The sequence below is a fragment of the Pseudomonas sp. F007 genome (genome assembly GCF_057814275.1).
In genome coordinates this window covers 15,141-36,883 of the sequence record NZ_JBVATA010000002.1, presented here as the reverse complement: position 1 = coordinate 36,883, position 21,743 = coordinate 15,141, and the positions used below count along the sequence as shown (strand labels likewise).

The window sequence follows — 21,743 nt, the reverse complement described above, 5'->3', positions numbered from 1 at the left end:
ACGCCATGCGTCGCTGGGGTACTGAACGCGTCGTTGGCCTGCATGATCCGCGGGTCAACGAGCACCATCTGGAGTCTTCGGGCTTGCCCGCGGACAGTCGTCTGCGCTTGCTCAGCTTCAACATCCAGGTGGGCATCAGTACCGAGCGCTATCGGCACTACCTGACCCGGGGCTGGCAGCACCTGCTGCCGCACACCGGGCGTGCCGACAACCTGCAAAAAATCGGCAGCCTGTTGAACGACTATGACCTGGTCGCGTTGCAGGAAGCCGACGGCGGCAGCCTCCGTTCAGGCTACGTCAATCAAGTCGAACACCTGGCCCAGCTCGGCGCCTTCCCCTACTGGTATCAACAACTCAATCGCAACCTCGGCCGCCTCGGCCAGCACAGCAATGGCGTGCTTAGTCGACTGCGCCCATGGGCGATCGAAGATCATCCGCTGCCGGGTCCGAAAGGCCGTGGGGCGATTCTGGTGCGTTTCGGCGAAGGCCCCGAGGCGTTGGTGGTGGTGATGATGCACCTGGCCCTCGGCGCCCGGGTGCGCACGATGCAGCTGGCGTACATTCGCGAGTTGATCGGCAACTACAAGCACCAGGTGCTGATGGGCGACATGAACACCCACGCCAGCGACTTGCTGCAAAGCTCGCCGCTGCGCGATCTCGGCCTGCTGGCGCCACAAGTCGAGGCGACATTCCCCAGTTGGCGCCCGCAACGCTGCCTGGACCACATCCTGCTCAGCCCGACCCTGGCCCTCGAGCGGGTCGAAGTGCTGGCGCAGCCTATTTCCGATCACCTGCCGGTCGCGGTAGAGATTCGTCTGCCGGGTTCGCTCACGGTTGATGCATTGCCCGCGTTGAGTACTGCCCCTCGCGGAACCCCTGAATGAGCGACGAAGCCAACCGCTGGAAAGAGAAGTACCTCAAAAGTATCGAACAGCAGGAAAAACTCGAGCGTCGCTGGGATGCGCGCCTCGACCTGCTGCGTCGCGGGCTGGTGCGCAGCACGCTGGCGGCGGAGGGCACGGATCGCGCGGTTGACCAGTGCATGAAGGAAATGCGCGAGGTGATCCGCACCGACGACATGGACGCCGGGCTGGCCGCCTTGCTGCCGCGCCTGGAGAAAGCCGTTCTGGATTCCGAGCAGCGCCGCGAGACCCGTGTCGACCAGATCGGCACCGCGTTGGCCGAGTTGGTCAAACAGCTGCAGAGCCTGCCGCTGCCACGGGAAGTCAGCCGCCCACTGAAAAGCTTTGCCAAGCAACTGGATGGCCGCGTCGGTCAGGCGCGGGAGATTCCCCTGCTGCTGGGAGAGTTGAGCGGTCTGCAGGGGCAGGCGCTGAGCCTGTTGGAGCAACCTGCTGAAACGACCCGTCCAGGCTTGTTGCAGCGCCTGTTTGGTGGGCGTGAGCTGGAGGTGGATGCGCAGGATGATGTCCTGGCGAATCCGCCGTTGATCGCACACGCGGCATCCGAACCCATGCACCCGGCACAGCAAGCGTTTGCCGAGGTCACGGTGGACAACGAGGTAGCACTGCTGGAGGAGCCCCCGGCGCAAGTGCCCTCGACTGCACCGCTCATGGCCGAATCTGCCACCGAGCCGGTTCAGGAACCGCAGAGTGTGCGGACGCCGGCTATGGCCGAGATTGTGGCCGAGCTCGACCCTCAACGCTCCGAGCATGAGGCGCTCTACGCCCTGCCGGATTCGCCCGAGCCGTCCTACAGCTCGGTGGCCAAGCATATCGAAAGCACCCTGCTGGGTTTGCTCGATGACCTGTCGTTGCCCGAGCGCCATCGTCCACAGGCCGAGGGCATGCGTGAGCGTCTGAAAAACGGCTTGAACTGGTACGAGTTGCTGCCGATCCTCGACGATCTGGCGGTGCTGATGCTGGCGATCACCGACAGCGGTCAGCACGAGTTCGAGGTCTACCTCAAGCAGCTCAACGAGCGCCTGGAGTCGTTCCAGAGCAACCTGCAGGCCGCCAGTGAAGGCCATGCCGACAACCGCTCGGCGGCGCAGGAGCTCGACTCACAGATCCGCGAGCAGGTCGATGGATTGCAGAGCAGCATGCATCAGGCGGCGGATCTGGAGGGGCTCAAGCAAGTCCTGGAGAACCACCTCGAAGGTCTGCTCGGCACAATGGACGAGCACCGCAAGCAGCGCGATCAACGCGAGCAGGAAGTTGCCGCGCGCCTGCAAGGGCTGGCGGATCGAGTGGCGAGCATGGAGCACGAGGCCCAGGGCTATCGCGAACACCTTGAAGAGCAGCGCCAGAAAGCCTTGGTCGATCCGCTGACCGGATTGCCCAATCGGGCGGCCTGGAGCGAGCGCCTGGAACATGAAGTCGGCCAATGGCAGCAACATGGCAATACCCTGCTGCTGGCCATGCTCGATCTCGACCATTTCAAACGGATCAACGATAACTACGGCCACCTGGCCGGTGACAAGGTGCTGAAGATCATCGCCACGGTGCTGCGCAAACGCCTGCGGGGCACAGATTTCATTGCCCGATTTGGTGGCGAGGAGTTTGTCCTGCTGCTACCCGATACTCCGCAGGCGGCAGGGATGAAACTGTTGGAGTCGCTTCGCGCAGCCGTCGAGGCATGCCCGTTTCACTTCAAGGGTGACCCGGTGACCATTACCGCCTCAATCGGTATTTCCGCGTTCCGCGCCGGAGAACATAGCGATCAGGTGCTTAAAAGAGCCGATCAGGCGTTGTATCGGGCGAAAGATGCCGGACGTAACCGGGTTGAGCCGGGCTGAGGCACTTGTTCCATTTTGTTTAATCCACCGGCATTTGCCGGTGGGCAGCCGGGCAGTACGTTACACTGTTGCATTACTGCCATCAGCGTACTGTCTTCGTCATGAAATTTATCATCCTGCTCGTCTCCCTTCTTGTCCTGGCCGGCTGCGCCAGCGGTCCGCGTATCGACACCACTCATCCCTCGGTCAATCACGACAGCCGCGTGCAGTTCGTGGTGGTTCACTACACCTCCGCTTCCCTGGAGCGCTCCTTGGCATTGTTGACCCATGGCGAAGTCAGCAGTCACTACCTGGTGGGCGATGACAAGAACGCCACCATCTTCAAGCTGGTGGACGAGAATCTGCGCGCCTGGCACGCCGGGGACAGTGAGTGGCAGGGCCGCACCTGGCTCAACTCCAGTTCCATCGGCATCGAGATCGTCAATCCGGGGTTCCGCGATACGCCGGCGGGGCGGGTCTGGTACCCCTACAGCGAGGCGCAGGTGCAATCTCTGATCTTCCTGCTCAAGGACATCAAGCAGCGCTACGGGCTCAAGCCGAGCCAGATCATTGGCCACAGTGACATCGCGCCGCTGCGCAAGCTCGATCCGGGCCCATTGTTCCCATGGAAGCGCCTCGCGGATGCCGGCGTGGCCCTGTGGCCAAATGAGCAGGCGGTGGCGCGGCAACAGGCGGTATTCATGACCCAACTGCCGAGCATCAGCTGGTTCCAGGAGCAGTTGTCCCACCTGGGCTACACCACACCGCAGACCGGCGAGCTGGATGTCGCCACGCGGCACGTGCTGGCGGCCTTCCAGATGCGCTTTCGGCCATCCCGCTTCGATGGCACGCCGGACGCGCAGACTGCCGCGATTCTGCAGGTGTTGAACCAGACAAAATAATGACGCCCGCTCGACGGTCCGGGCGAAATTTCCATCAGTAGCTATAACTCATTGGTAATCCTTTGGATGTCCAATGATGGCGACCGCCCGAGAGAGCCTGCGCAGTTGGTTTTATCGCCCCTGGACGTTGGCGATACTGGCGGCTGTCCTCAGCGCGGTGTTGCTGCTGGCCGGCAGCCTGGGCGTGGCCCTGCGCCAGGTACAGCAGCGCGAGAGCGAGCAGATGAACAGCCAGGGCGAGCGTTTTCTCGAGCGCCTTGAGCAATTGTTCGGGCAACTGCGCGAAGGCCTCGACGACCTTGAGGCCCAGCCATTGCGTGGCTGCGACATGAAAATGTTCAGCACCCTGCAGCAGGTCAGCTTCAGTTATCGCTTCGTCTACGAAGCAGCCTACATCGACAAGACTCAATTCTGTTCCAATCGCCCCCACCAGGAGGCCCTCTCGGCCATCCGTCCGCCTGACATCAAGGGCCCGACCTACAGCTATTGGCTGAACACCTCCACCGAGCCCGATGAAAACCGCGCTGCACTGATGCTGGGGCGGGGTAATTTTCGCGTGGCGACCTCGCGCGGGCATTTGACCGACATGGTCGACCTGACGCCCGGCAGCAGCCTGTTGGTGATTCTCGACCACGGCACGCGGGCGATCCCGGTGTTGGGCGCCCCGCAAGCCTGGCCGCCTTCCGAGCCGTGGTCGCCGTTCAGCAGCGAGCCGTTGCAGATCACCCAGAACCGGCTGATCTACCGCATGCCGACCAACAATCCCGAATACCAGTTGGTGCTGATTTCCCCGCGCACCGCCATGCACCTGCCCACATTGTGGTGGTGGCTGGTGCCGGCGAGCCTGGTCCTGGGGCTGAGCGTGGGGGCACTGGTGTTTCTCCTGGCACGCCAGCGCCAGTCGATCGGCGGTGAGTTGCAGGGCGCGCTCAAGCGCGGCGAATTGCAGGTCTTGTATCAACCGATCTTCGATCTGCGTAGCCGTGAATGCGTCGGCGCCGAAGCCCTGCTGCGCTGGCGCCGGCCGGACGGCACGCTGACCAGTCCCGACCTGTTTATCCCGATGGCCGAGGACAGCGGGCAGATCCGCCAGATCACCGACTTCGTCCTGCAACGCTTGCTGGAGCAGTTGGGCCAGTTGCTGCGCGCCAACCCGCACCTGTATGTCTCGGTCAACCTGGCGGCCTGCGATGTGATGGTGCCGAGGATCGGCGAGGTCATGGCGCGTCTGCTGGAACTGCATCGGGTCGAGGCCCGGCAGATTGCCTTCGAGGTCACCGAGCGCGGCCTGATCGATGTGGTGGTGGCCCGGGAGAATCTGCAAGCGCTGCGCGACGCCGGGCATCAGGTGCTGATCGATGACTTCGGCACCGGCTACTGCAGCCTGGCCTACCTGCAGACCCTACCGGTGGACTGCCTGAAAATCGACAAGGCGTTTATCGATGCGCTGGGCCATGACGCGGCCAGCAGTGGAGTTGCGCCACACATCATCCGTATGGCCCATGCCCTGGACCTCAAGGTCATCGCCGAAGGCATCGAATACGAAGCCCAGGCCATGTACCTGAGCAGTGAAGGCGTCAACTATGGCCAGGGCTGGCTGTTTGCCCATGCATTGAGTGCGATGCAATTGATCGAGCTGGTGACCCGGGGGCGCCGCAAGGCGCCCCGACGCGTCGATGACGAGGCATGAGCAGTGGTTACAGCGGCAGTGCCATGTAGAACTGGGTGCCCTGCCCCGGACGCGAGTAAACGCCCATGCGGCCACCGTGCAACTGAACGATCTCCTTGCACAGTGCCAGGCCGAGGCCGGCGCCGCCCTTCTTGCGTCCTACCTGAACAAAGGGCTCGAAAATCCGCCCCTGTTGGCCATAGGCGATGCCTTCACCGTTGTCCTCGACGCTGACAATCACCCGCTCGCCATGCCGACGTGCCTGCAGGCGAATCTGTCCTGCCTGGCCGGTGTGACGCAGGGCGTTGTCGATCAGGTTGTCCAGCACCCTATCCAACTGGGCCTGGTCGGCCTGCAACCGCGGCAGCGGCGCCTGCACCTCCAGCAGTAACTCGATGTTCTGCTCGCTCGCCCGTGCGGCGAAACGCCCACGTGCCTGCTCCAGTAGATCATCGATATTGCAGGGCGCGAGGGTGAGCTTTTGCAGGCCATTCTGGTAGCGCGAGAAATTCAGCAGGTCGTTGATCAACTGCATCAAGCGCTGCATCTCCTCTTGCACGGTATCGAGCAGGTCGGTTTCCCGCGAGTCTGCGGCAAAACGTGCGCGTTCGCGGAACAGGCCGAAAGCCATGTGCATGCCGGTCACTGGTGTTCGCAGTTCGTGGGAGGCGCGCAGGACGAACTCACTGCGTACCCGTTCGAACGCGCGCTGTTCAGTCACGTCGTGCAGCACCATCACCGCCCCGAGTATCTGTCCCTCGGCGGGACTGACGGGGGTCAGGCTGTAGGTCAGCAGCCGCGATTCACCGTCGACTTCGATATTCAGGTCATCGGGCGCGCGCTCCAGGGAGCCGCCGCGCAATACCAGGCGCAGTTGCTCGTCCAGCTCCGGCCGTTGCAAGGCCGTGCCCAGGCCGACACCGAGAAGGCTGTCGTCCCACCCCAGTTGACGCTGGGCGACCGGGTTCATGTGCTCCAACTGACCCTGGCGATCGATCATCAGCAGGCCGTCGTCAATGCTGTCGAGCACCGCTTGCAGGCGTTGCTGGCCGGCCAGCAGTTCGTCGACGTTGGTTGCCTGATGCTCGCGCAGGGCCTGGGCCATGATCCCGAAGCGCCGGGTCAACTGGTTCATTTCCACCGATTGGGAGATCGGCAGGGTGACATCGAAGTTGCCCTGGCCGATGTGGTCCGCTGCTTTGGCCAGCGCTTCGATCGGCCCGCCGAAGCGCCGGGCGATGCCCTGGGCGGTAATGAACCCGATGATCAACACCGCCAGGCCGACCAGCCCCAGCGAGCCGGCGACCAGTAACGCGCGCTCCCGCGCTTCGCGTTGGGTGTTGGTGATGTTTTCCAGCGCGATCTTGTGTTCGTTGATCAGGCCGTTGCGCAGGATGTCGAATTTTCCCGTCAGCTCGTCGTTGCCACTCAGGCTCGCAGACGGGCGTTGTGCATCATTGAAGGCCTTGAGGAAACTCAGGTAATCATCGCGGGCCTGCTGGAAGCCATGGTGGCCGTTGTCGAGGATGTTTTCATGGGCGATGCCTTGGTCCAGCAATTCGAAGTAGTGCCGCTCGACCTTTTCCAGGGCCTCCAGGTCCGGCTTGTCGTCGAGCATGATCATCAACTGGTCGCCCAGGTTCTGGCGCAACTTGAGGCCCAGGTCGAGGGTGATGAAGTTGTCGCGGATCAGCACTTCCTGATTGCTTGCCATCTGCATCACGCTGACCAGGCCGAGCACCAGGCCCAGCAAGGCGACAGTCATCAGCGCCGAAATGCTGAGAAACAGCCGGGTGCGCAACTTCATCGCCAGCTTCATGAGGAGGCGCTCACAGGTTGTACTGTTTGCGTTTGCGATACAGCGTCGAGGCGTCGATTCCCAGGGTTTTCGCCGCTTGGTCGAGGGTCGCGGCGCTGGCGAGTACGGCACCGATGTGGGCTTTTTCCAGCTCGTCCAGGCTCAGGGCCGCGCCGATGCGCGGCGAATTGTTGGTCGGTTGCTCGGCCATGCCCAGGTGGCTGATTTCGACCCGCTCCTGCGGGCAAATGATGCTGGCACGCTCAACCACGTTGCGCAGCTCGCGGATGTTGCCGGGCCAGCGATAGCCCAGCAGGGCCTCTCGCGCTTCATCGCTGAAGCCGCGGGCGGGACGCGCGTATTCCTTGACGAACCGGGCGAGGAAGCGGTCGGCCAGGGTCAGGATGTCCTCGGCCCGTTCGCGCAATGGCGGCAGGTGCAGGGTAATGACGTTCAAGCGGTAGAGCAGGTCCTCGCGAAAGCGCCCGTCGCGCACCATGTCTTCGAGGTTGAGGTTGGTGGCGGCGAGAATCCGTACGTCGGCGCGGCGGGTCACTGGGTCGCCGACACGTTCGTATTCCTTGTCTTGAATGAAACGCAGCAACTTGGGTTGCAGGGTCAGCGGGAAATCGCCGATCTCATCGAGGAACAGCGTCCCGCCATCGGCCTGGTTGACCCGGCCGAGGGTGCTTTCGCTGGCGCCGGTAAAGGCTCCGCGACTGTGGCCGAACAGTTCGCTTTCCATCAGTTCGGCGGTCAACGACGGGCAGTTGATGGTCACGCAGGACTTCTTCGCCCGTTTGCTCCAGCCGTGAATGGCTCGCGCCAGTTCGCCCTTACCGGTGCCGGACTCACCCAGAATCAGGATATTGGCGTCGGTGCTGGCCACCTGGCGGGCGGTTTCCAGCACCACTTTCATCGCCGGGCTGTGGGAGTCGAGACCGTCGCTGGGCTTGCGCATTTCGCCTTCGAGCGCCTCCAGGCGTGCCGAGAGCTGACGTACTTCCAGTTGTTTGGCAGTGGCCAGGCGCAATTGGTCCGGGCTGCAGGGTTTGACCAGGTAGTCGGCGGCGCCAGCCTGAATGGCGTCGACGGCGGTATCTACCGCGGAGTGGGCGGTGACGATGACCACGCGCATCCAGGGCGCCTGGATCCGCATCTGCGCCAGTACGTCGAGGCCATTGTCCTCGCCCAGGCGCAAATCGAGGAAGCACAGGTCGAACACCTGGCGCTGCAACAGCAGGTCGGCCTGTGCGGCGCTGTTGGCCGTGGCGACGCTGTAGCCTTCGTCTTCGAGGCAGTAACGAAAGGTACGCAGGATGGCGGACTCGTCGTCCACCAGCAGAATGCGGCCTTGATGCTCGTTGGCTGATTCCATTTTTCCTACGCTCCTTAAATGAATGATCTTAGTTAGTCCCGCGCAAATCGGGCAAGTTGCATGGTCGATTCTCGGTGCATCTGCGTCTGGTCCGCTAGCAATCGATCCAAATAGCGGTTAACCATCTGTTTTTTATGATTTTTTAGATGGTGAGGCTTCGTCTGACGTGATTCTGCCTATTTTTGTGACATCTGCGTGCCTTCATCCATTCCAAAAATTTTTCGGTTTCAAACCATTTCATCGGGCAAATCGCACGACCCGCTACCGTGCATCGTGCAGGATGCGTTCGACTGAAATTTTTATCTGTTCATAAGTTACTGATTTTATTGAGTTTTTATCGATTAAAAAATCTGGCATGCAGGCTGCAATGTATTGATTCATCCAGGGCGATCAGCACGCTGCCCTCAAACCGTTTACCACCAGTGTGGGAGGAGTTTCAGGATGATTCGCCAACGTGCCGCCCAATTGCGTTACTCGCCACTGTATCTCCAGCAAGGGCTGTTCACCGTGCTCGCGCTGGTGATCACTCTGATTGGCGGCCAGCAATTCATGCTCTGGCAACACAGCCAGCAGCCTGATGCGGCCATTCCTGCGACTCACCACTTCACTCAGACGCACTTCAGCGCAGTCAGCAGCCGGTCTATGGAGGCTGGCGCCGTACGGATGCTCGACGTCGATCAGGCACAAAGCGAATTCGACGTGCCTCGTCAGGAGCGCTGGGTGTTCTGAGTGATTTTTCGAGTAACACGCCCGGTGCTGGCTTCAGGCAGCGGGAACAGCAAGACCTCTAAAAAGCGTAAGGAGAATCATCATGTTGAGCTGGGCAATTACATTCCTGATCATTGCCATTGTCGCTGCCGTCCTGGGCTTCGGTGGTATCGCGGGCACCGCCACGGGTATCGCCAAGATTCTCTTTGTCGTGTTCCTGGTGATGTTTGTTGTCTCGTTCTTCTTCGGCCGTCGTGGTCGAGGCTGACTTGAGGCCTTGAATGCAAGGCGCTGGCCGCCACCCCTCGGGGTGGCAGTGCCAGGGCAAGCGGCATGGAAGCTGTGCAGCAGCAAAGAATTGAAAACCGAAGGAGTCGAACGCCGATTTCTTCCTTTACGCCCACCCGAGGAGGGTGCGTGTATGACCAGGGGGCCGGGACGTTCTGATTGCTACAGGATCGGAGTGACCTACGGGTACAGGGAGTGCCTGCGAAGAGGGCCGGGTCAGGCAAGCAGCGCCGTCTATTCACCTATCGTTTACGAAGGAGCGGATAGACGGCGTACTTATGTGTGCGGATTATTGATCCAAAACATTTTCCGCTCCTCCAAACGGCACTATCGTCGCCGCCAAGCGTTTCACAGTGTTTCCTGGTGACCGTATATCGAGAAATTTACGCCTAATTTCTGATCATTTTTCGACGCATTACGTCAGGAAATTCTCTTTTTTTTGTACATAATTGACTGATCAATTAATCACCAGTCTCCTCTACGATGACCGGTACACGGCACTTATGCCTGCCGAAATGTCGTATTCGAACCGGTTGGGACGGTCGTTTTGTTTGAAAAAACTCATGCCGATTCGGCATAGGGTAGGCGTTTACGGCATTAGACGCGGTGTCCTTGCATCGGAATAGTTGCGCCTTTTTTCGCCTGCCGAAGAGCCGTAACACGCGCCTCGGGCGACCTTATACGGGGGCCGATGCACGAACTTCCACACCCTGGGGTGTTGCAGTTCTGGCATCGGTCCGAGATAAACAAAAGTAAGGGTAATGATATGAAGAAGGCAAAGCTTAGCCTCGCCTGGCAGATCCTCATCGGTCTGGTCCTGGGTATAGCAATCGGCGCACTGCTCAACCATTTCAGTGCTGAAAAAGCCTGGTGGGTCAGTAACGTCCTGCAACCAGCGGGCGATATCTTTATCCGTTTGATCAAGATGATCGTGATCCCGATCGTGATTTCCTCGCTGATCGTCGGCATTGCTGGCGTGGGTGACGCGAAGAAGCTCGGGCGCATCGGTCTGAAGACCATCATTTATTTCGAAATCGTCACCACCATCGCCATTCTGGTGGGTCTGGTGCTGGCCAACGTGTTCCACCCGGGCGCCGGCATCGACATGAGCACCCTGGGTACGGTGGATATTTCCAAGTACCAGGCGACGGCGGCGGAAGTTCAGCATGAGCATGCGTTCATCGAAACCATCCTCAACCTGATCCCGTCGAACATCTTTGCCGCCATGGCGCGTGGCGAGATGCTGCCGATCATCTTCTTCTCGGTGCTGTTCGGTCTTGGTCTGTCGAGCCTGCAGTCCGACCTGCGCGAGCCGCTGGTGAAGATGTTCCAGGGCGTATCGGAAAGCATGTTCAAGGTCACTCACATGATCATGAATTACGCCCCGATCGGCGTGTTCGCACTGATCGCCGTGACCGTGGCCAACTTCGGCTTCGCGTCCCTGCTGCCGCTGGCCAAACTGGTGATCCTGGTTTACTTCGCCATCGCTTTCTTCGCCTTCGTGATCCTCGGCCTGATCGCTCGCCTGTTCGGCTTCTCGGTGATCAAGCTGATGCGCATCTTCAAGGATGAGCTGGTGCTGGCTTACTCCACCGCCAGCTCCGAGACCGTGCTGCCGCGTGTGATCGAGAAGATGGAAGCCTACGGCGCGCCGAAGGCCATCTGCAGCTTCGTGGTGCCGACCGGTTACTCGTTCAACCTTGACGGTTCGACCCTGTACCAGAGCATCGCGGCGATCTTCATCGCCCAGCTGTACGGCATCGACCTGTCGATCAGCCAGCAGTTGCTGCTGGTCCTGACCCTGATGGTGACCTCCAAGGGTATTGCCGGTGTGCCGGGTGTGTCCTTCGTGGTACTGCTGGCGACCCTGGGCAGCGTGGGCATTCCGCTCGAAGGCCTGGCGTTCATTGCCGGTGTCGACCGTGTCATGGACATGGCCCGTACCGCGCTCAACGTGATCGGCAACGCCCTGGCGGTATTGGTTATCGCGCGTTGGGAAGGCATGTACGACGATGCCAAGGGCCAGCGCTACTGGAACTCCCTGCCGCACTGGCGCAGCAAAGACAAACTGCCTGCGGGCGAGGTGTCGAAGAACTGATCAGCGTTCGATGATCATGCAAACCCCGGAGAAATCCGGGGTTTGTCGTTTCTGCGCACCCCGCTATCATTCGCCGCATCTTCTGGGGGATATGACTGATGCTCAATGGCCTGTGGCTCGGCTTTTTCATCGTGGCGGCCATTTCGGCCATGGCGCAGTGGCTGGTCGGCGGTAATGCCGGAATCTTTGCCGCCATGGTCGAAAGCATCTTCGCCATGGCCAAGCTGTCGGTTGAGGTCATGGTGCTGCTGTTTGGCACCCTGACCCTGTGGCTGGGCTTTTTGCGGATCGCCGAGAAGGCCGGCATCGTCGAGTGGCTGGCCAAGGCACTCGGGCCGCTGTTCCTGCGCCTGATGCCGGAAGTACCGCCGGGCCATCCGGCCATCGGCCTGATCACCCTGAACTTTGCCGCCAATGGCCTGGGCCTGGACAACGCGGCCACGCCTATTGGCCTCAAGGCGATGAAAGCCCTGCAGGAGCTCAACCCCAGCGCCACAGTGGCCAGCAATGCGCAAATCCTGTTTCTGGTGCTCAACGCTTCGTCGCTGACCCTATTGCCAGTCACCATCTTTATGTACCGCGCCCAACAAGGCGCGCCGGACCCGACGCTGGTGTTCCTGCCGATTCTGCTGGCGACCAGTTGCTCGACCCTGGTGGGGCTGCTGTCAGTGGCCTTCATGCAGCGCCTGCGGCTGTGGGACCCGGTGGTGCTCGCCTACCTGATTCCCGGTGCCCTGGCCCTCGGCGGCTTCATGGCGCTGCTGGCAACGCTCTCGGCTACCGCCCTGGCGGGTCTTTCCTCAATCCTCGGCAACCTGACGCTGTTCGGCCTGATCATGCTGTTCCTGGTGATCGGCGCGCTGCGCAAGGTCAAGGTCTACGAGGCCTTCGTCGAGGGCGCCAAGGAAGGTTTCGACGTCGCCAAGAACCTGCTGCCGTACCTGGTCGCCATGCTCTGCGCAGTGGGCGTATTGCGCGCTTCCGGGGCCCTGGATTTTGGCCTCGACGGCATTCGCCACCTGGTCGAGTGGGCGGGCTGGGACACGCGTTTTGTCGACGCCTTGCCGACCGCGATGGTCAAGCCGTTCTCTGGCAGCGCCGCGCGGGCGATGCTGATCGAGACCATGAAGACCTCGGGCGTGGACAGCTTCCCGGCGCTGGTGGCCGCAACCATCCAGGGCAGCACCGAAACCACCTTCTACGTGCTGGCGGTGTACTTCGGCGCGGTGGGTATCCAGCGCGCGCGGCATGCCGTGGGCTGTGCGCTGCTGGCGGAGCTGGCCGGGGTGCTGGCGGCGATCGGGGTGTGCTACTGGTTCTTCGGCTGAACCCCTGACCTGCAGGCCTCCTGCAGGTCAGGCATTCAAGGCTTGGCGGGCACGTTCTTCCGGCCCTGCTCCACGGTCCAGGCAACCACCTGGCGGGTCAGGTCATCCCCGGCCCGGCCGAATCCGCTGACCACGCCAGGTACCTGCACATCAGCCACCGGCTGGCGGACTTCGAAACGCTTGCTGGCGAGGATTCGCTGGTCACTGCCGCGCACCAGCAGCGCATCCAGGCGGATCACCACTTGCACGCCATTACCCTGATATTCGGCCTGGAACGCCTGCAGGTTGCCGGCCAGCTCCAGGTCGGTCTGCAGGTTGGCGTCGTCAGTGCTCAGTAGTTGCACCCGGCCATCCTCGGCGAAACCGTCGAGCAGGCGGTTGCGCAACAGCATCGGTGCCCGGTCGGTCCAGCGCGAGGCCTTGTAGCTGCTGATCAGATCGCCCTGGGGAATCACCGCGATGCGTGAGCTGTTGAGCACATCGCTGGCTTGCGGCTTGGACACTCGTAGCGACCAGCTGACGGCGGGCGCCCGTGTCGCCGACTCGGGGCTGTGGGCCGCCGGCAGGCGATAGACGTCCTGCGGATCGGCCTTGGGCAGGATCGAACAGGCGCTGGCCAGGGCCAGGCTGGCCAGCAGCGTCCCGTGGGCCAGGGTGCGGTAGACGCGCTTCATGGGGTGAACTCCTTGTCGGTGTCATGGCCGAGCAGGTAACCGCTGGGGTTGGATTCCAGGCGCCGGGAGATGGCCCGCAACGAGCCCAGGGTGTCGCGCAGTTCGCGTATGGCCGGGGCCAGGCCGTTGAGCCCTTGCATGCCGTTGCCCAGGGCTTCCTGATTATTGGTCAGCAGGGTATTGATGGTGGCCGTGCTCTGCTCCAGCGATTTCATCGCCTGCTCGGCACTGCCGAACATCTGCTTGCCGTTGTTGTTGAGCAAGCCGTTGGCATTGCGCATCAGCAAGGTGGTTTGCTCCAGGGCAGCGCTGGCCTGCTTGCCGATCGACGCCAGTTGGCGCATGGCCTGCTGGATATCCCCGCGCTGGTCGTTGATGGTGCCGGTGGTTTGCTCAAGGTTTGCCAGGGTCTTGCTCAAGCGCTCGACGTTTTCCGGCGACAGCACCTGGTTGGCGTTGTACAGCAGTTGGTTGACGCTGCTCATCACATCGTCGCTGTTGTTGAGCAACCGTGAGATGGGTGATGGCGAGGCGACGATCACCGGCAGCTTGCCGTTCTTGCCGCGCAACTCCGGACTTTGCGGGGTGCCGCCGCTGAGCTGGATCAGCGACGTGCCGGTGATGCCGGTCAGTGCCAGTTTGGCCTGGGTGTCTTCCTTGATTGGCGTCTCGCCGCCCAGGCGGATGCGTGCCAGTACTCGGCGCGGGTCCTTGGGGTCGAGGCGCAGACTGACCACGTCGCCGACCTTGATCCCGCTGTACTGCACCGCGCTGCCCTTGGACAGGCCGCTGACCGCTTCATTGAAGACCACCTCGTAGTCCTTGAACTCGGTATCGACGCTGGACTTGGCCAGCCACAGACCGAACAGCAAGGCGCCGGCCACGATCAGGACGGTGAACAGGCCGATCAATACATGATGGGCTCGGGTTTCCATGTCATACCTCGTTGGACTGTGAAGCGGCCGTCAACGCCGCGCGGCCACGGGGGCCATGAAAGTATTCGTGAATCCAGGCGTCATCGGTTTCCGAGACGACGTCGATGGCATCCGCCACCAGCACTTTCTTCTGCGCCAGCACCGCCACCCGGTCGGTGATGGTGTAGAGCGTGTCGAGGTCGTGGGTCACCAGGAACACGCTCAGGCCCAGCGCGTCGCGCAGGGTCAGGATCAACTGGTCGAATGCGGCCGCGCCAATCGGGTCGAGGCCGGCGGTGGGCTCGTCGAGAAACAGGATGTCCGGGTCCAGCGCCAGGGCCCGGGCCAGCGCCGCGCGCTTGATCATGCCGCCGGACAGCGAGGCCGGGTATTTGTCGGCGGCCGACAGCGGCAGTCCGGCCAGGGCCAGTTTGACCGCCGCCAGGTGCTCGGCGTCGGCGCGACTGAGGCCGGCGTGCTCGATCAACGGCAGCGCGACGTTTTCGGTCACGGTCAGCGACGAGAACAAGGCGCCCTTCTGGAACAGCACGCCGAAGCGTCGTTCAATCAGCGAGCGCTCGTGTTCCGGCAGGCTCGGCAGGTTCTTGCCGAACACCTTCACGCTGCCCTCGCTGGGCTGGCGCAAGCCGATGATGCTGCGCAGCAGCACCGATTTACCGCTGCCGGAACCGCCGACCACGGCAAGAATCTCGCCCTTGTACAAATCCAGGTCGAGGTTCTCGTGCACGCTTTGTTTTCCGAAGCGATTGCACAGCCCACGCACTTCGATCACCGCCTCGCTGGGCGCACGGTCCAAGCCACTCACCAGCCCATCTCCATGAAGAACAGGGCGGCGATCGCATCCAGCACGATCACCACGAAAATCGACTGCACCACGCTTGAAGTGGTGTGGGCGCCAACGGATTCGGCGCTGCCGCTGACCTTGAAGCCTTCCAGGCAGCCAACCGCGGCAATCAGGAAGGCAAAAATCGGCGCCTTGACCATGCCGACGAGGAAGTGCTGCACGCCAATGTCCGACTGCAGCAGCGCGAGGAACATCGCTGGCGAAATGCCCAGGGAAATCGCGCACACCACGCCGCCGCCGATGATCCCTGAAAGCATCGCCATAAAGGTCAGCATCGGCAGCGCGACCAGCAACGCGAGGACTCGTGGCACCACCAGCAACTCCATGGGATCGAGGCCCAGGGTGCGGATGGCATCGATTTCTTCGTTGGCCTTCATCGAGCCGATTTGAGCGGTGAAGGCACTGGCGGTGCGGCCGGCCATGAGGATCGCGGTGAGCAGCACGGCAAATTCCCGCAGGAAGGAGAACGCCACAAGGTCGACGGTGAAAATCGTCGCGCCGAAATTGGCCAGCACCGTGGCGCCGAGGAACGCCACCACGGCGCCCACCAGGAAGGTCAGCAGGGCGACGATAGGCGCGGCGTCGAGCCCGGTCTGTTCAATGTGCGCCACCACCGGGGTGATGCGCCAGCGCGAGGGGCGAAACAGGCCGCGGGCGATGGTTTCGAGGATCAGGCCGACGAATCCGAGCAGTTGCAGGGTGTCCTTCCAGACGGTGTCCACTGCCCTGCCGATGCGCGTCAGTAATTGAACGCCGACGCTGATCTCCGGCTCCTTGACCGGAATACAGAAGTCGCTCATCGAGCAATAGACCGTCTGCAGCAGCGCACGGTCGGCGCTGGAGAGGCTGCAATCGGGATGTTCGGTGGATTTGCCCAGGCGCTCGGCGCCCAACAGTTCGACCAGCAACGAGGCGCCGGCAGTGTCGAGCGCGCCGAGGCCATTGAGGTCAATGTGGGTGCGCTCGTCGTACTGGCCCTTGAGGGATTCGCTCAGGTGCTTGAGGGCTGTGTAATGGGCGAGCGTCCAGTCGCCGCTGACCCTGAGCTGGGTTGGGCTTTGCGAGGTGTCGAGTTGAGCATTGCCGGCGATCGTATTGCTCATAAGCTCCGTGCTTGTTCAGCTGATACGCAGTGCTACGTAATAGCACGATCCTTGTTACTTTGCCTGGTTCGCCGGTGGGTTGTCTTGACCTGCGTCGCTGACCACGAACCGCAGCACGCCAATCACCTGCCCGTCCTCGGTCAGGACCCGCACCTGCCATTTACCGGCCGGGCTGGGCGGGAAGTTCTTCTTGTGGGTCCAGGCGCGGTAGCCTTCCTTGCGACCGCCGTGAATATCCAGGGCAATGCGGTCGACTTCCTTCCCGTTGAAGGTCCACACGTGGTAAATCCGCTCGTCCAGACCACGCGGCGCGTTGATGGCGGTGTAGGCATACAGGCCATCGCCGCGCAGTTGGCTGGCGCTGACCTCATCCAGGCTGTCGCCGGGCGTGCGGTCCTGCAGTTGCGTGCTGATCGCCACTTCAGTCATCCACAGGGTGGCCGGTGGTACCCAGGAGCGCAGGAACCAGCCGGTGGCACCTATGGCGACGGTGATGCACAGCACGCTCAGGCCGCCGCGCAGGGTGCGAATCGGGAAAATCGAGGCCAGGCTGGGGAAGGACAGCAGCATGGCGATGCCAAGGGCCAGCTTGAAGCTTTGCGCGGTGGTCAGGTGGAGGATGATCGGCAGTGCAGTCAGCAACGCGGCGAACAGCGTCAGGGTGTGCATGGCCAGGAACAACCAGCGTCGCGGCGCCAGCCATTTGTAATAGAGCGGATCGGTAATGGAAATCAGCGCCGCAGCGCCCAGCAGCCCGGTAAACACCAGTTGGCCGCTGTTCCAGGTGGTGGTGATGAAAAAGAACGGCAGGACGAAAAACAGGCTTTCCTGATGGATCATCTGCGTTGCATAGCGCAGCAACGGCTGAGGGATTTCGCGCTTGAAGACCTTGGTGAATAGCTCGGTCAGGCTGTTTTCCAGCATCAGCCAGACCCAGCTGACCAGCATGATGATCGCAATCCAGGTCGCCAGGCCTTGCTGGCGGTCGACCAGGATGAAGCTGCCGACCCCCGAGATGAAGCCGCCGAGCGCAATGACTCCCGGGTAGCGCTTCATCAGTTCGAGGATGCGCTGGATGTAGAGGGTCAAATTCGGCATGGGGCGGTTCACGATGGTTGTAGGAAAACCCGCACAGGATACCGCCGGTATACCGATGTAGCGAGAAACCCGGGCGTTATCGATGCCTGCGATGAAGGTGCCAGCCCAGCAGGCCGAGGAGTAACAGCCCGATCGCCGCCCCGAGCAGCCATACCAGTTGGTCATAACTGAGCAATGGTTTTTCGATACGCAGGTAGCCGGGTTGCTCCAGCAATTGTTTCAAGGCCAGGTTGGCTTGCTTGAGCGTTACCGCGCGCAGGCGTCGGGCCGGGTCGGCAAAGCGCCCGTCCTCGTAGTCGCTCAGGGCACTCCAGTAATAGTCGGCCAGCGCACTGTTGCCCTGCACTGCCCAAGCCTGACGGGCAATGGCGGCCTGCTTGAGGCGCTCGAAGGCTACTGGATCAAGGCCGTTTTTCAGCAGGTCCGCCTTGAACGCTTCCAGCACCTGCTGCGCTTGCGCCAGCTTGTCGCGTTCTAGGTCGGCATTCAGGCTCATGAAACCCACGCCGCCAAACACCTCGCGCTCGGCCGACGGGCCATAGGACAGCCCGTGCGCCAAGCGCATTTGGCGGTACAGCGCCCAGTCCAGATAGTCCTTGAGCAGAGAAAAGGTTTCGTCGTATTGGTCGTCGAGGACCGGCTCGGGAAACAGCCAATGCAATTTGGCCGAATCGCCAAGCCAGCCATGGATCAGGTTGCGCTGGGCCTCGGCCGGTTGTTGCAGTTGTGGCAACTCTGGATGCTGGCTGGGTTCCACCGGTTTGAGCTGACCGTAGGTGCGCTCGAGGTAGGCCGGCAGCAGGCGGTCGAGATCACCGACGATAATCAGCGTCATGTTGTTGGGGGCGTACCATTGCTTGCGTACCTCCTCCACTTGCTCGCGGGTCAGCGGCTGGACGTCGGGCCGCTCCCGGCACTTGAGCCCCAGTTCAATCGCCAACTGATTGCTGGCGTTGTGGCTCAGGTCCTGACGATCGAGCCAGCGCTGTAAGTGCGAGGCATGGCCGCCGTCTTCAAGCTCAACCACCTGTTTCGCGGCCTGGACCGCATTGTCGTCGATCCGGGTCTGGGTCAGCAGGGCCAGCAGCAGGTCGAGCACCTTGCGCTGGTTTTTTGCCGGCGCCTCGATCACGAACGTGGTGTCGGCATTGCTGGTGTAGGCATTCCACTCGCCGCCCAGGCCCTGCATGCGTTCCTCGAGCCCGCCCTCGCCGCCGGCATCGATACCGCTGAACAGCACGTGCTCCAGCAAGTGCGGCAGCTCTTTCTCAGTACAGGAAAAATCATCCAGGCCGACGCCGACCACCAGGCGAATCGCCACATGCCCGCGCTCGCTGCCGGGCTTGAGCAGGATCTGCAGGCCGTTGCGCAACACATAGCCCTCGACCTGCAAGCGGTCCAGCGCCCATGTACAGCTGGAACCGAGCAACAGGCATGCAAACAACAGACAACGCATGACAACCTTCCTGGCGTGGGATGCGGGGGGGGATTTTCCTCAAGCTTTGCAAATGACTGCTGGCAGCGCCAGACGTTCAGGGCGAATGAGTGATGTCAGCCAAATCATCGACTGCCAGGGCTCCGGTTTCCGAGGTTTCCAGGACCACATAGGCACTGCTGCAGAACAGCGAGTTCAAGCGCTTCATGTCGGCGATCAGCTCCAGGTGCAGCGAGCTGGTTTCCAGGCTTTGCACGATCTTGCGTTGCAGGCGGCTGACGTGAGCATGGGCCAGACGTCTTTCCTGCGCGCGGAAGCGACGTTTCTCACGGAGCAATTGCCGAGCGCTTTCCTTGTCGGCACTGAGGAACACCGAAAGGCCCAGGCGCAGATTCGCGATCAACTGGTGATGCAGGCCGGCGAGTTCTTCCAGACCGACGTCGGAAAACGAGCGACGTTGCGCGGTCTTTTGCTGCTGGACCTTGCGCAGCATGCGTTCGATCAGGTCCGAGGCGAGCTTCAGGTTGATCGCCAGCTCGATGATTTCCGCCCAGCGCCGGCTATCCTGGTCGCTCAGGTCTTCGCGGGGCATCTGCGCAAGATACAGCTTGATCGCGCTGTACAGGCCTTCGACGTCATCGCTGAGGCGGCGCATTTCCTGGGTCACGGCGGTCTGCTTGCCGCGCAGCACGTCGAGCATGGCTTCCAGCATGTTGTCGAGCAGGTCGCCCATGCGCAGGGTTTCGCGCGCCGCGTTGGCCAGGGCCAGGCTGGGCGTCACCAGGGCCGTCGGGTCGAGGTGCCGGGGCTTGGCCAGGCCGTTGGCTTCCGGGCGCTCTGGCAACAGCCAGGCACAGAGTCGCGCCATCGGGCTGACGGTGGGCAACAGCACCAGGCAGCGCGCGGTGTTGTAAAGCAGATGGAAGCCGATTACCAGGCCTTGGGCGCTGTAGTCGAGGCTGTCCATCCAGTGCACCAGCGGGTCGAGCACCGGGATGATCAGCAGCAGGCCGATCAGCTTGTACAGCAGGCTGCCCAGCGCCACCTGGCGGCCGGCGGCGTTCTGCATGCTGGTGCTGAGAAACGCCAGCACCCCGCTGCCGATGTTGGCGCCGATCACCAGGCCGATGGCCACGGGCAGGCTGATCACGCCGGCACCGGCCAGGGTCGCGGTGAGCAGGACGGCGGCCAGGCTGGAGTAGGAAATCATCGCGAACAGCGCGCCGATCAGCGCATCGAGGAGGATATCGCCGGTCAGCGAGGCAAAGATCACTTTCACACCCTGGGCATGGGTGATGGGCGCCGCGGCTTCGACAATCAATTGCAGCGCGAGGATGATCAGCCCCAGGCCAATCGCCACCCGGCCCATCTGGCCGACCCGGGTTTGCTTGCGTGAAAGGAACAGGATCACGCCGACGAAAATCAGCAACGGCGACAGCCACGACAGGTCGAGGGTCAGCACCCGCGCCATCAGCGCGGTACCCACGTCGGCGCCGAGCATGGTCGCCAGGGCCGGGGTCAGTGCCATCAGGCCCTGGCCGACAAACGAGGTCACCAGCATCGCCGTGGCGTTGCTGCTCTGGACCATGGCGGTCACCAGGATCCCGGCGATAAACGCCAGCCAGCGCTTGGACATGTTGCGGCCAATGACATGGCGCAGGTTGGAGCCGTAGACCCGCAGGATGCCGGTTCGGACGATATGCGTGCCCCAGATCAGCAAGGCCACGGCGGATAACAAATTGAGCAGGGTCAGCATGACAGGCCCCCTGGTTGAATAGCGTCCCAAAGGGACAAGTCAGCAGTACCGCGCGTTTTTTCTACATTCTGTACTTAAGCTGTAGTTGGCTTACGGTCTGGACGCCAGCATCGCATAGCTAAACAGCGCTTTGAAACAAAACTGTCATGAAAACAGCTTCATGCAGGCGTGAAAAAGGGGCCCGAAGACCCCTTTCCATGACAACCGGCTGCAATTACTGGCCTGGGATGTCCTTGCGCAGTTTCACAGGGTCCTGCTGCTTCTTCTTTTTCGCGATGGCGGTGCGCAACTTGATGTTGATCGCTTCCACCGCCAGCGAGAAGGCCATGGCGAAGTACACGTAGCCTTTTGGAATGTGCACTTCGAACGATTCGGCGATCAGCACCGTACCGACGACCAGCAGGAACGACAGCGCGAGCATCTTCAGCGACGGGTGCTTGTCGATGAACTCGCTGATGGTGCCGGCTGCCAGCATCATCACCAGGACCGCCACGACGATCGCCGCGACCATCACAGGGACGTGAGAAACCATGCCCACCGCGGTAATCACCGAGTCCAGGGAGAACACGATGTCGATGATCGCGATCTGGATGATGGTGTAGAGGAAGTTACCGCCCTTGCCGCTCGGCTCGTCAGAGGTTTCGTCCTCGCCTTCCAGCGCGTGGTACATCTCCTGGGAGCTTTTCCACAGCAGGAACAGACCACCGAAGAACAGGATCAGGTCACGCCCGGAAATGCCCTGGCCGAACAGTTCGAACAGATCGGCGGTCAGTTGCATGACCCAGGTGATCGACAGCAGCAACAGGATACGGGTGACCATCGCCAGCGCCAGACCGAAGATCCGGGTGCGCGCCTGCATGTGCTTGGGCATGCGGCTGACCAGGATCGAGATCATGATGATGTTGTCGATACCCAGAACAATTTCCAGAGCCGTCAATGTGAAGAAGGCAACCCAGATTTCCGGGTTGGTCAGCCATTCCATGTGTATTCCT

Annotated in this window: 18 protein-coding genes; 8 read left to right on the top strand and 10 right to left on the bottom strand. The window is 61.8% G+C overall.

Annotated elements, in window-relative coordinates:
- Window positions 1-5 precede the first annotated feature (5 nt).
- The 4 genes from ACZYR5_RS04310 to ACZYR5_RS04295 all read left to right on the top strand — a co-directional run bounded on the left by ACZYR5_RS04310 (window position 6) and on the right by ACZYR5_RS04295 (window position 5,329).
- Window positions 6-884 (top strand): endonuclease/exonuclease/phosphatase family protein, encoded by an 879-nt coding sequence (locus ACZYR5_RS04310; RefSeq protein ID WP_489089020.1) that lies wholly within the window; start codon window positions 6-8, stop codon window positions 882-884.
- Window positions 881-2,758: a diguanylate cyclase gene (locus tag ACZYR5_RS04305; protein WP_489089021.1), complete on the top strand. Its 1,878-nt coding sequence runs from the start codon at window positions 881-883 to the stop codon at window positions 2,756-2,758. Before ACZYR5_RS04310 ends, ACZYR5_RS04305 begins: the two co-directional genes overlap by 4 nt.
- 101 nt (window positions 2,759-2,859) lie before the next feature.
- Window positions 2,860-3,639: an N-acetylmuramoyl-L-alanine amidase gene (locus tag ACZYR5_RS04300; protein WP_489089022.1), complete on the top strand. Its 780-nt coding sequence runs from the start codon at window positions 2,860-2,862 to the stop codon at window positions 3,637-3,639.
- Between the two features lie 76 nt (window positions 3,640-3,715).
- A complete protein-coding gene (locus tag ACZYR5_RS04295) occupies window positions 3,716-5,329 on the top strand; it encodes an EAL domain-containing protein (protein ID WP_489089023.1) in 1,614 nt (537 codons plus the stop codon).
- 7 nt (window positions 5,330-5,336) lie between these two features.
- On the opposite strand, the gene ACZYR5_RS04290 is transcribed toward ACZYR5_RS04295, so the two are convergent.
- Together ACZYR5_RS04290 and algB are read right to left on the bottom strand one after the other, a co-directional pair.
- Window positions 5,337-7,127, bottom strand: a complete 1,791-nt coding sequence (locus ACZYR5_RS04290; protein ID WP_489089024.1) for an ATP-binding protein — start codon at window positions 7,125-7,127, stop codon at window positions 5,337-5,339.
- 10 nt (window positions 7,128-7,137) lie between these two features.
- A complete protein-coding gene (gene algB / locus ACZYR5_RS04285; protein WP_489089025.1) occupies window positions 7,138-8,484 on the bottom strand; it encodes a sigma-54-dependent response regulator transcription factor AlgB in 1,347 nt (448 codons plus the stop codon).
- A gap of 441 nt (window positions 8,485-8,925) precedes the next feature.
- On the opposite strand from algB, the gene ACZYR5_RS04280 reads away from it, so the two are divergent.
- The 4 genes from ACZYR5_RS04280 to ACZYR5_RS04265 all read left to right on the top strand — a co-directional run bounded on the left by ACZYR5_RS04280 (window position 8,926) and on the right by ACZYR5_RS04265 (window position 12,906).
- Window positions 8,926-9,213 (top strand): hypothetical protein, encoded by a 288-nt coding sequence (locus ACZYR5_RS04280; protein WP_489089026.1) that lies wholly within the window; start codon window positions 8,926-8,928, stop codon window positions 9,211-9,213.
- 82 nt (window positions 9,214-9,295) lie between these two features.
- Complete coding sequence (locus ACZYR5_RS04275) at window positions 9,296-9,460, top strand: DUF1328 domain-containing protein (protein ID WP_002555679.1); 165 nt, start codon at window positions 9,296-9,298, stop codon at window positions 9,458-9,460.
- Window positions 9,461-10,246: 786 nt separating this feature from the next.
- On the top strand, window positions 10,247-11,578 hold the full coding sequence (gltP, locus tag ACZYR5_RS04270) for a glutamate/aspartate:proton symporter GltP (protein ID WP_489089027.1): 1,332 nt from the start codon (window positions 10,247-10,249) through the stop codon (window positions 11,576-11,578).
- Window positions 11,579-11,676: 98 nt separating this feature from the next.
- Complete coding sequence (locus ACZYR5_RS04265; RefSeq protein WP_027616589.1) at window positions 11,677-12,906, top strand: nucleoside recognition domain-containing protein; 1,230 nt, start codon at window positions 11,677-11,679, stop codon at window positions 12,904-12,906.
- Between the two features lie 35 nt (window positions 12,907-12,941).
- Here the strand turns inward: ACZYR5_RS04265 and ACZYR5_RS04260 are convergent, their stop codons facing one another.
- From ACZYR5_RS04260 to ACZYR5_RS04225, 8 genes are all read right to left on the bottom strand, one after another.
- Window positions 12,942-13,580, bottom strand: coding sequence for an ABC-type transport auxiliary lipoprotein family protein (locus tag ACZYR5_RS04260; RefSeq protein WP_489089028.1), 639 nt, complete (start codon window positions 13,578-13,580; stop codon window positions 12,942-12,944).
- The gene (locus ACZYR5_RS04255) at window positions 13,577-14,515 is read right to left on the bottom strand and encodes an MlaD family protein (RefSeq protein WP_489089029.1); all 939 of its coding nucleotides are present in this window, start codon (window positions 14,513-14,515) and stop codon (window positions 13,577-13,579) included. The genes ACZYR5_RS04260 and ACZYR5_RS04255 overlap by 4 nt, the downstream gene beginning before the upstream one ends.
- Window position 14,516: 1 nt before the next feature.
- Window positions 14,517-15,320, bottom strand: coding sequence for an ABC transporter ATP-binding protein (locus ACZYR5_RS04250; RefSeq protein ID WP_489089030.1), 804 nt, complete (start codon window positions 15,318-15,320; stop codon window positions 14,517-14,519).
- Window positions 15,317-16,462 (bottom strand): ABC transporter permease, encoded by a 1,146-nt coding sequence (locus ACZYR5_RS04245; RefSeq protein WP_489089031.1) that lies wholly within the window; start codon window positions 16,460-16,462, stop codon window positions 15,317-15,319. Before ACZYR5_RS04245 ends, ACZYR5_RS04250 begins: the two co-directional genes overlap by 4 nt.
- Before the next feature lie 54 nt (window positions 16,463-16,516).
- Complete coding sequence (locus tag ACZYR5_RS04240) at window positions 16,517-17,560, bottom strand: DUF5924 family protein (RefSeq protein WP_489089032.1); 1,044 nt, start codon at window positions 17,558-17,560, stop codon at window positions 16,517-16,519.
- A gap of 76 nt (window positions 17,561-17,636) precedes the next feature.
- A complete protein-coding gene (locus ACZYR5_RS04235) occupies window positions 17,637-19,016 on the bottom strand; it encodes a M16 family metallopeptidase (protein WP_489089033.1) in 1,380 nt (459 codons plus the stop codon).
- 76 nt (window positions 19,017-19,092) lie between these two features.
- Window positions 19,093-20,751 (bottom strand): Na/Pi cotransporter family protein, encoded by a 1,659-nt coding sequence (locus ACZYR5_RS04230; protein ID WP_489089034.1) that lies wholly within the window; start codon window positions 20,749-20,751, stop codon window positions 19,093-19,095.
- 214 nt (window positions 20,752-20,965) lie between these two features.
- On the bottom strand, window positions 20,966-21,733 hold the full coding sequence (locus ACZYR5_RS04225) for a TerC family protein (protein ID WP_489089035.1): 768 nt from the start codon (window positions 21,731-21,733) through the stop codon (window positions 20,966-20,968).
- Between the last annotated feature and the right edge of the window lie 10 nt (window positions 21,734-21,743).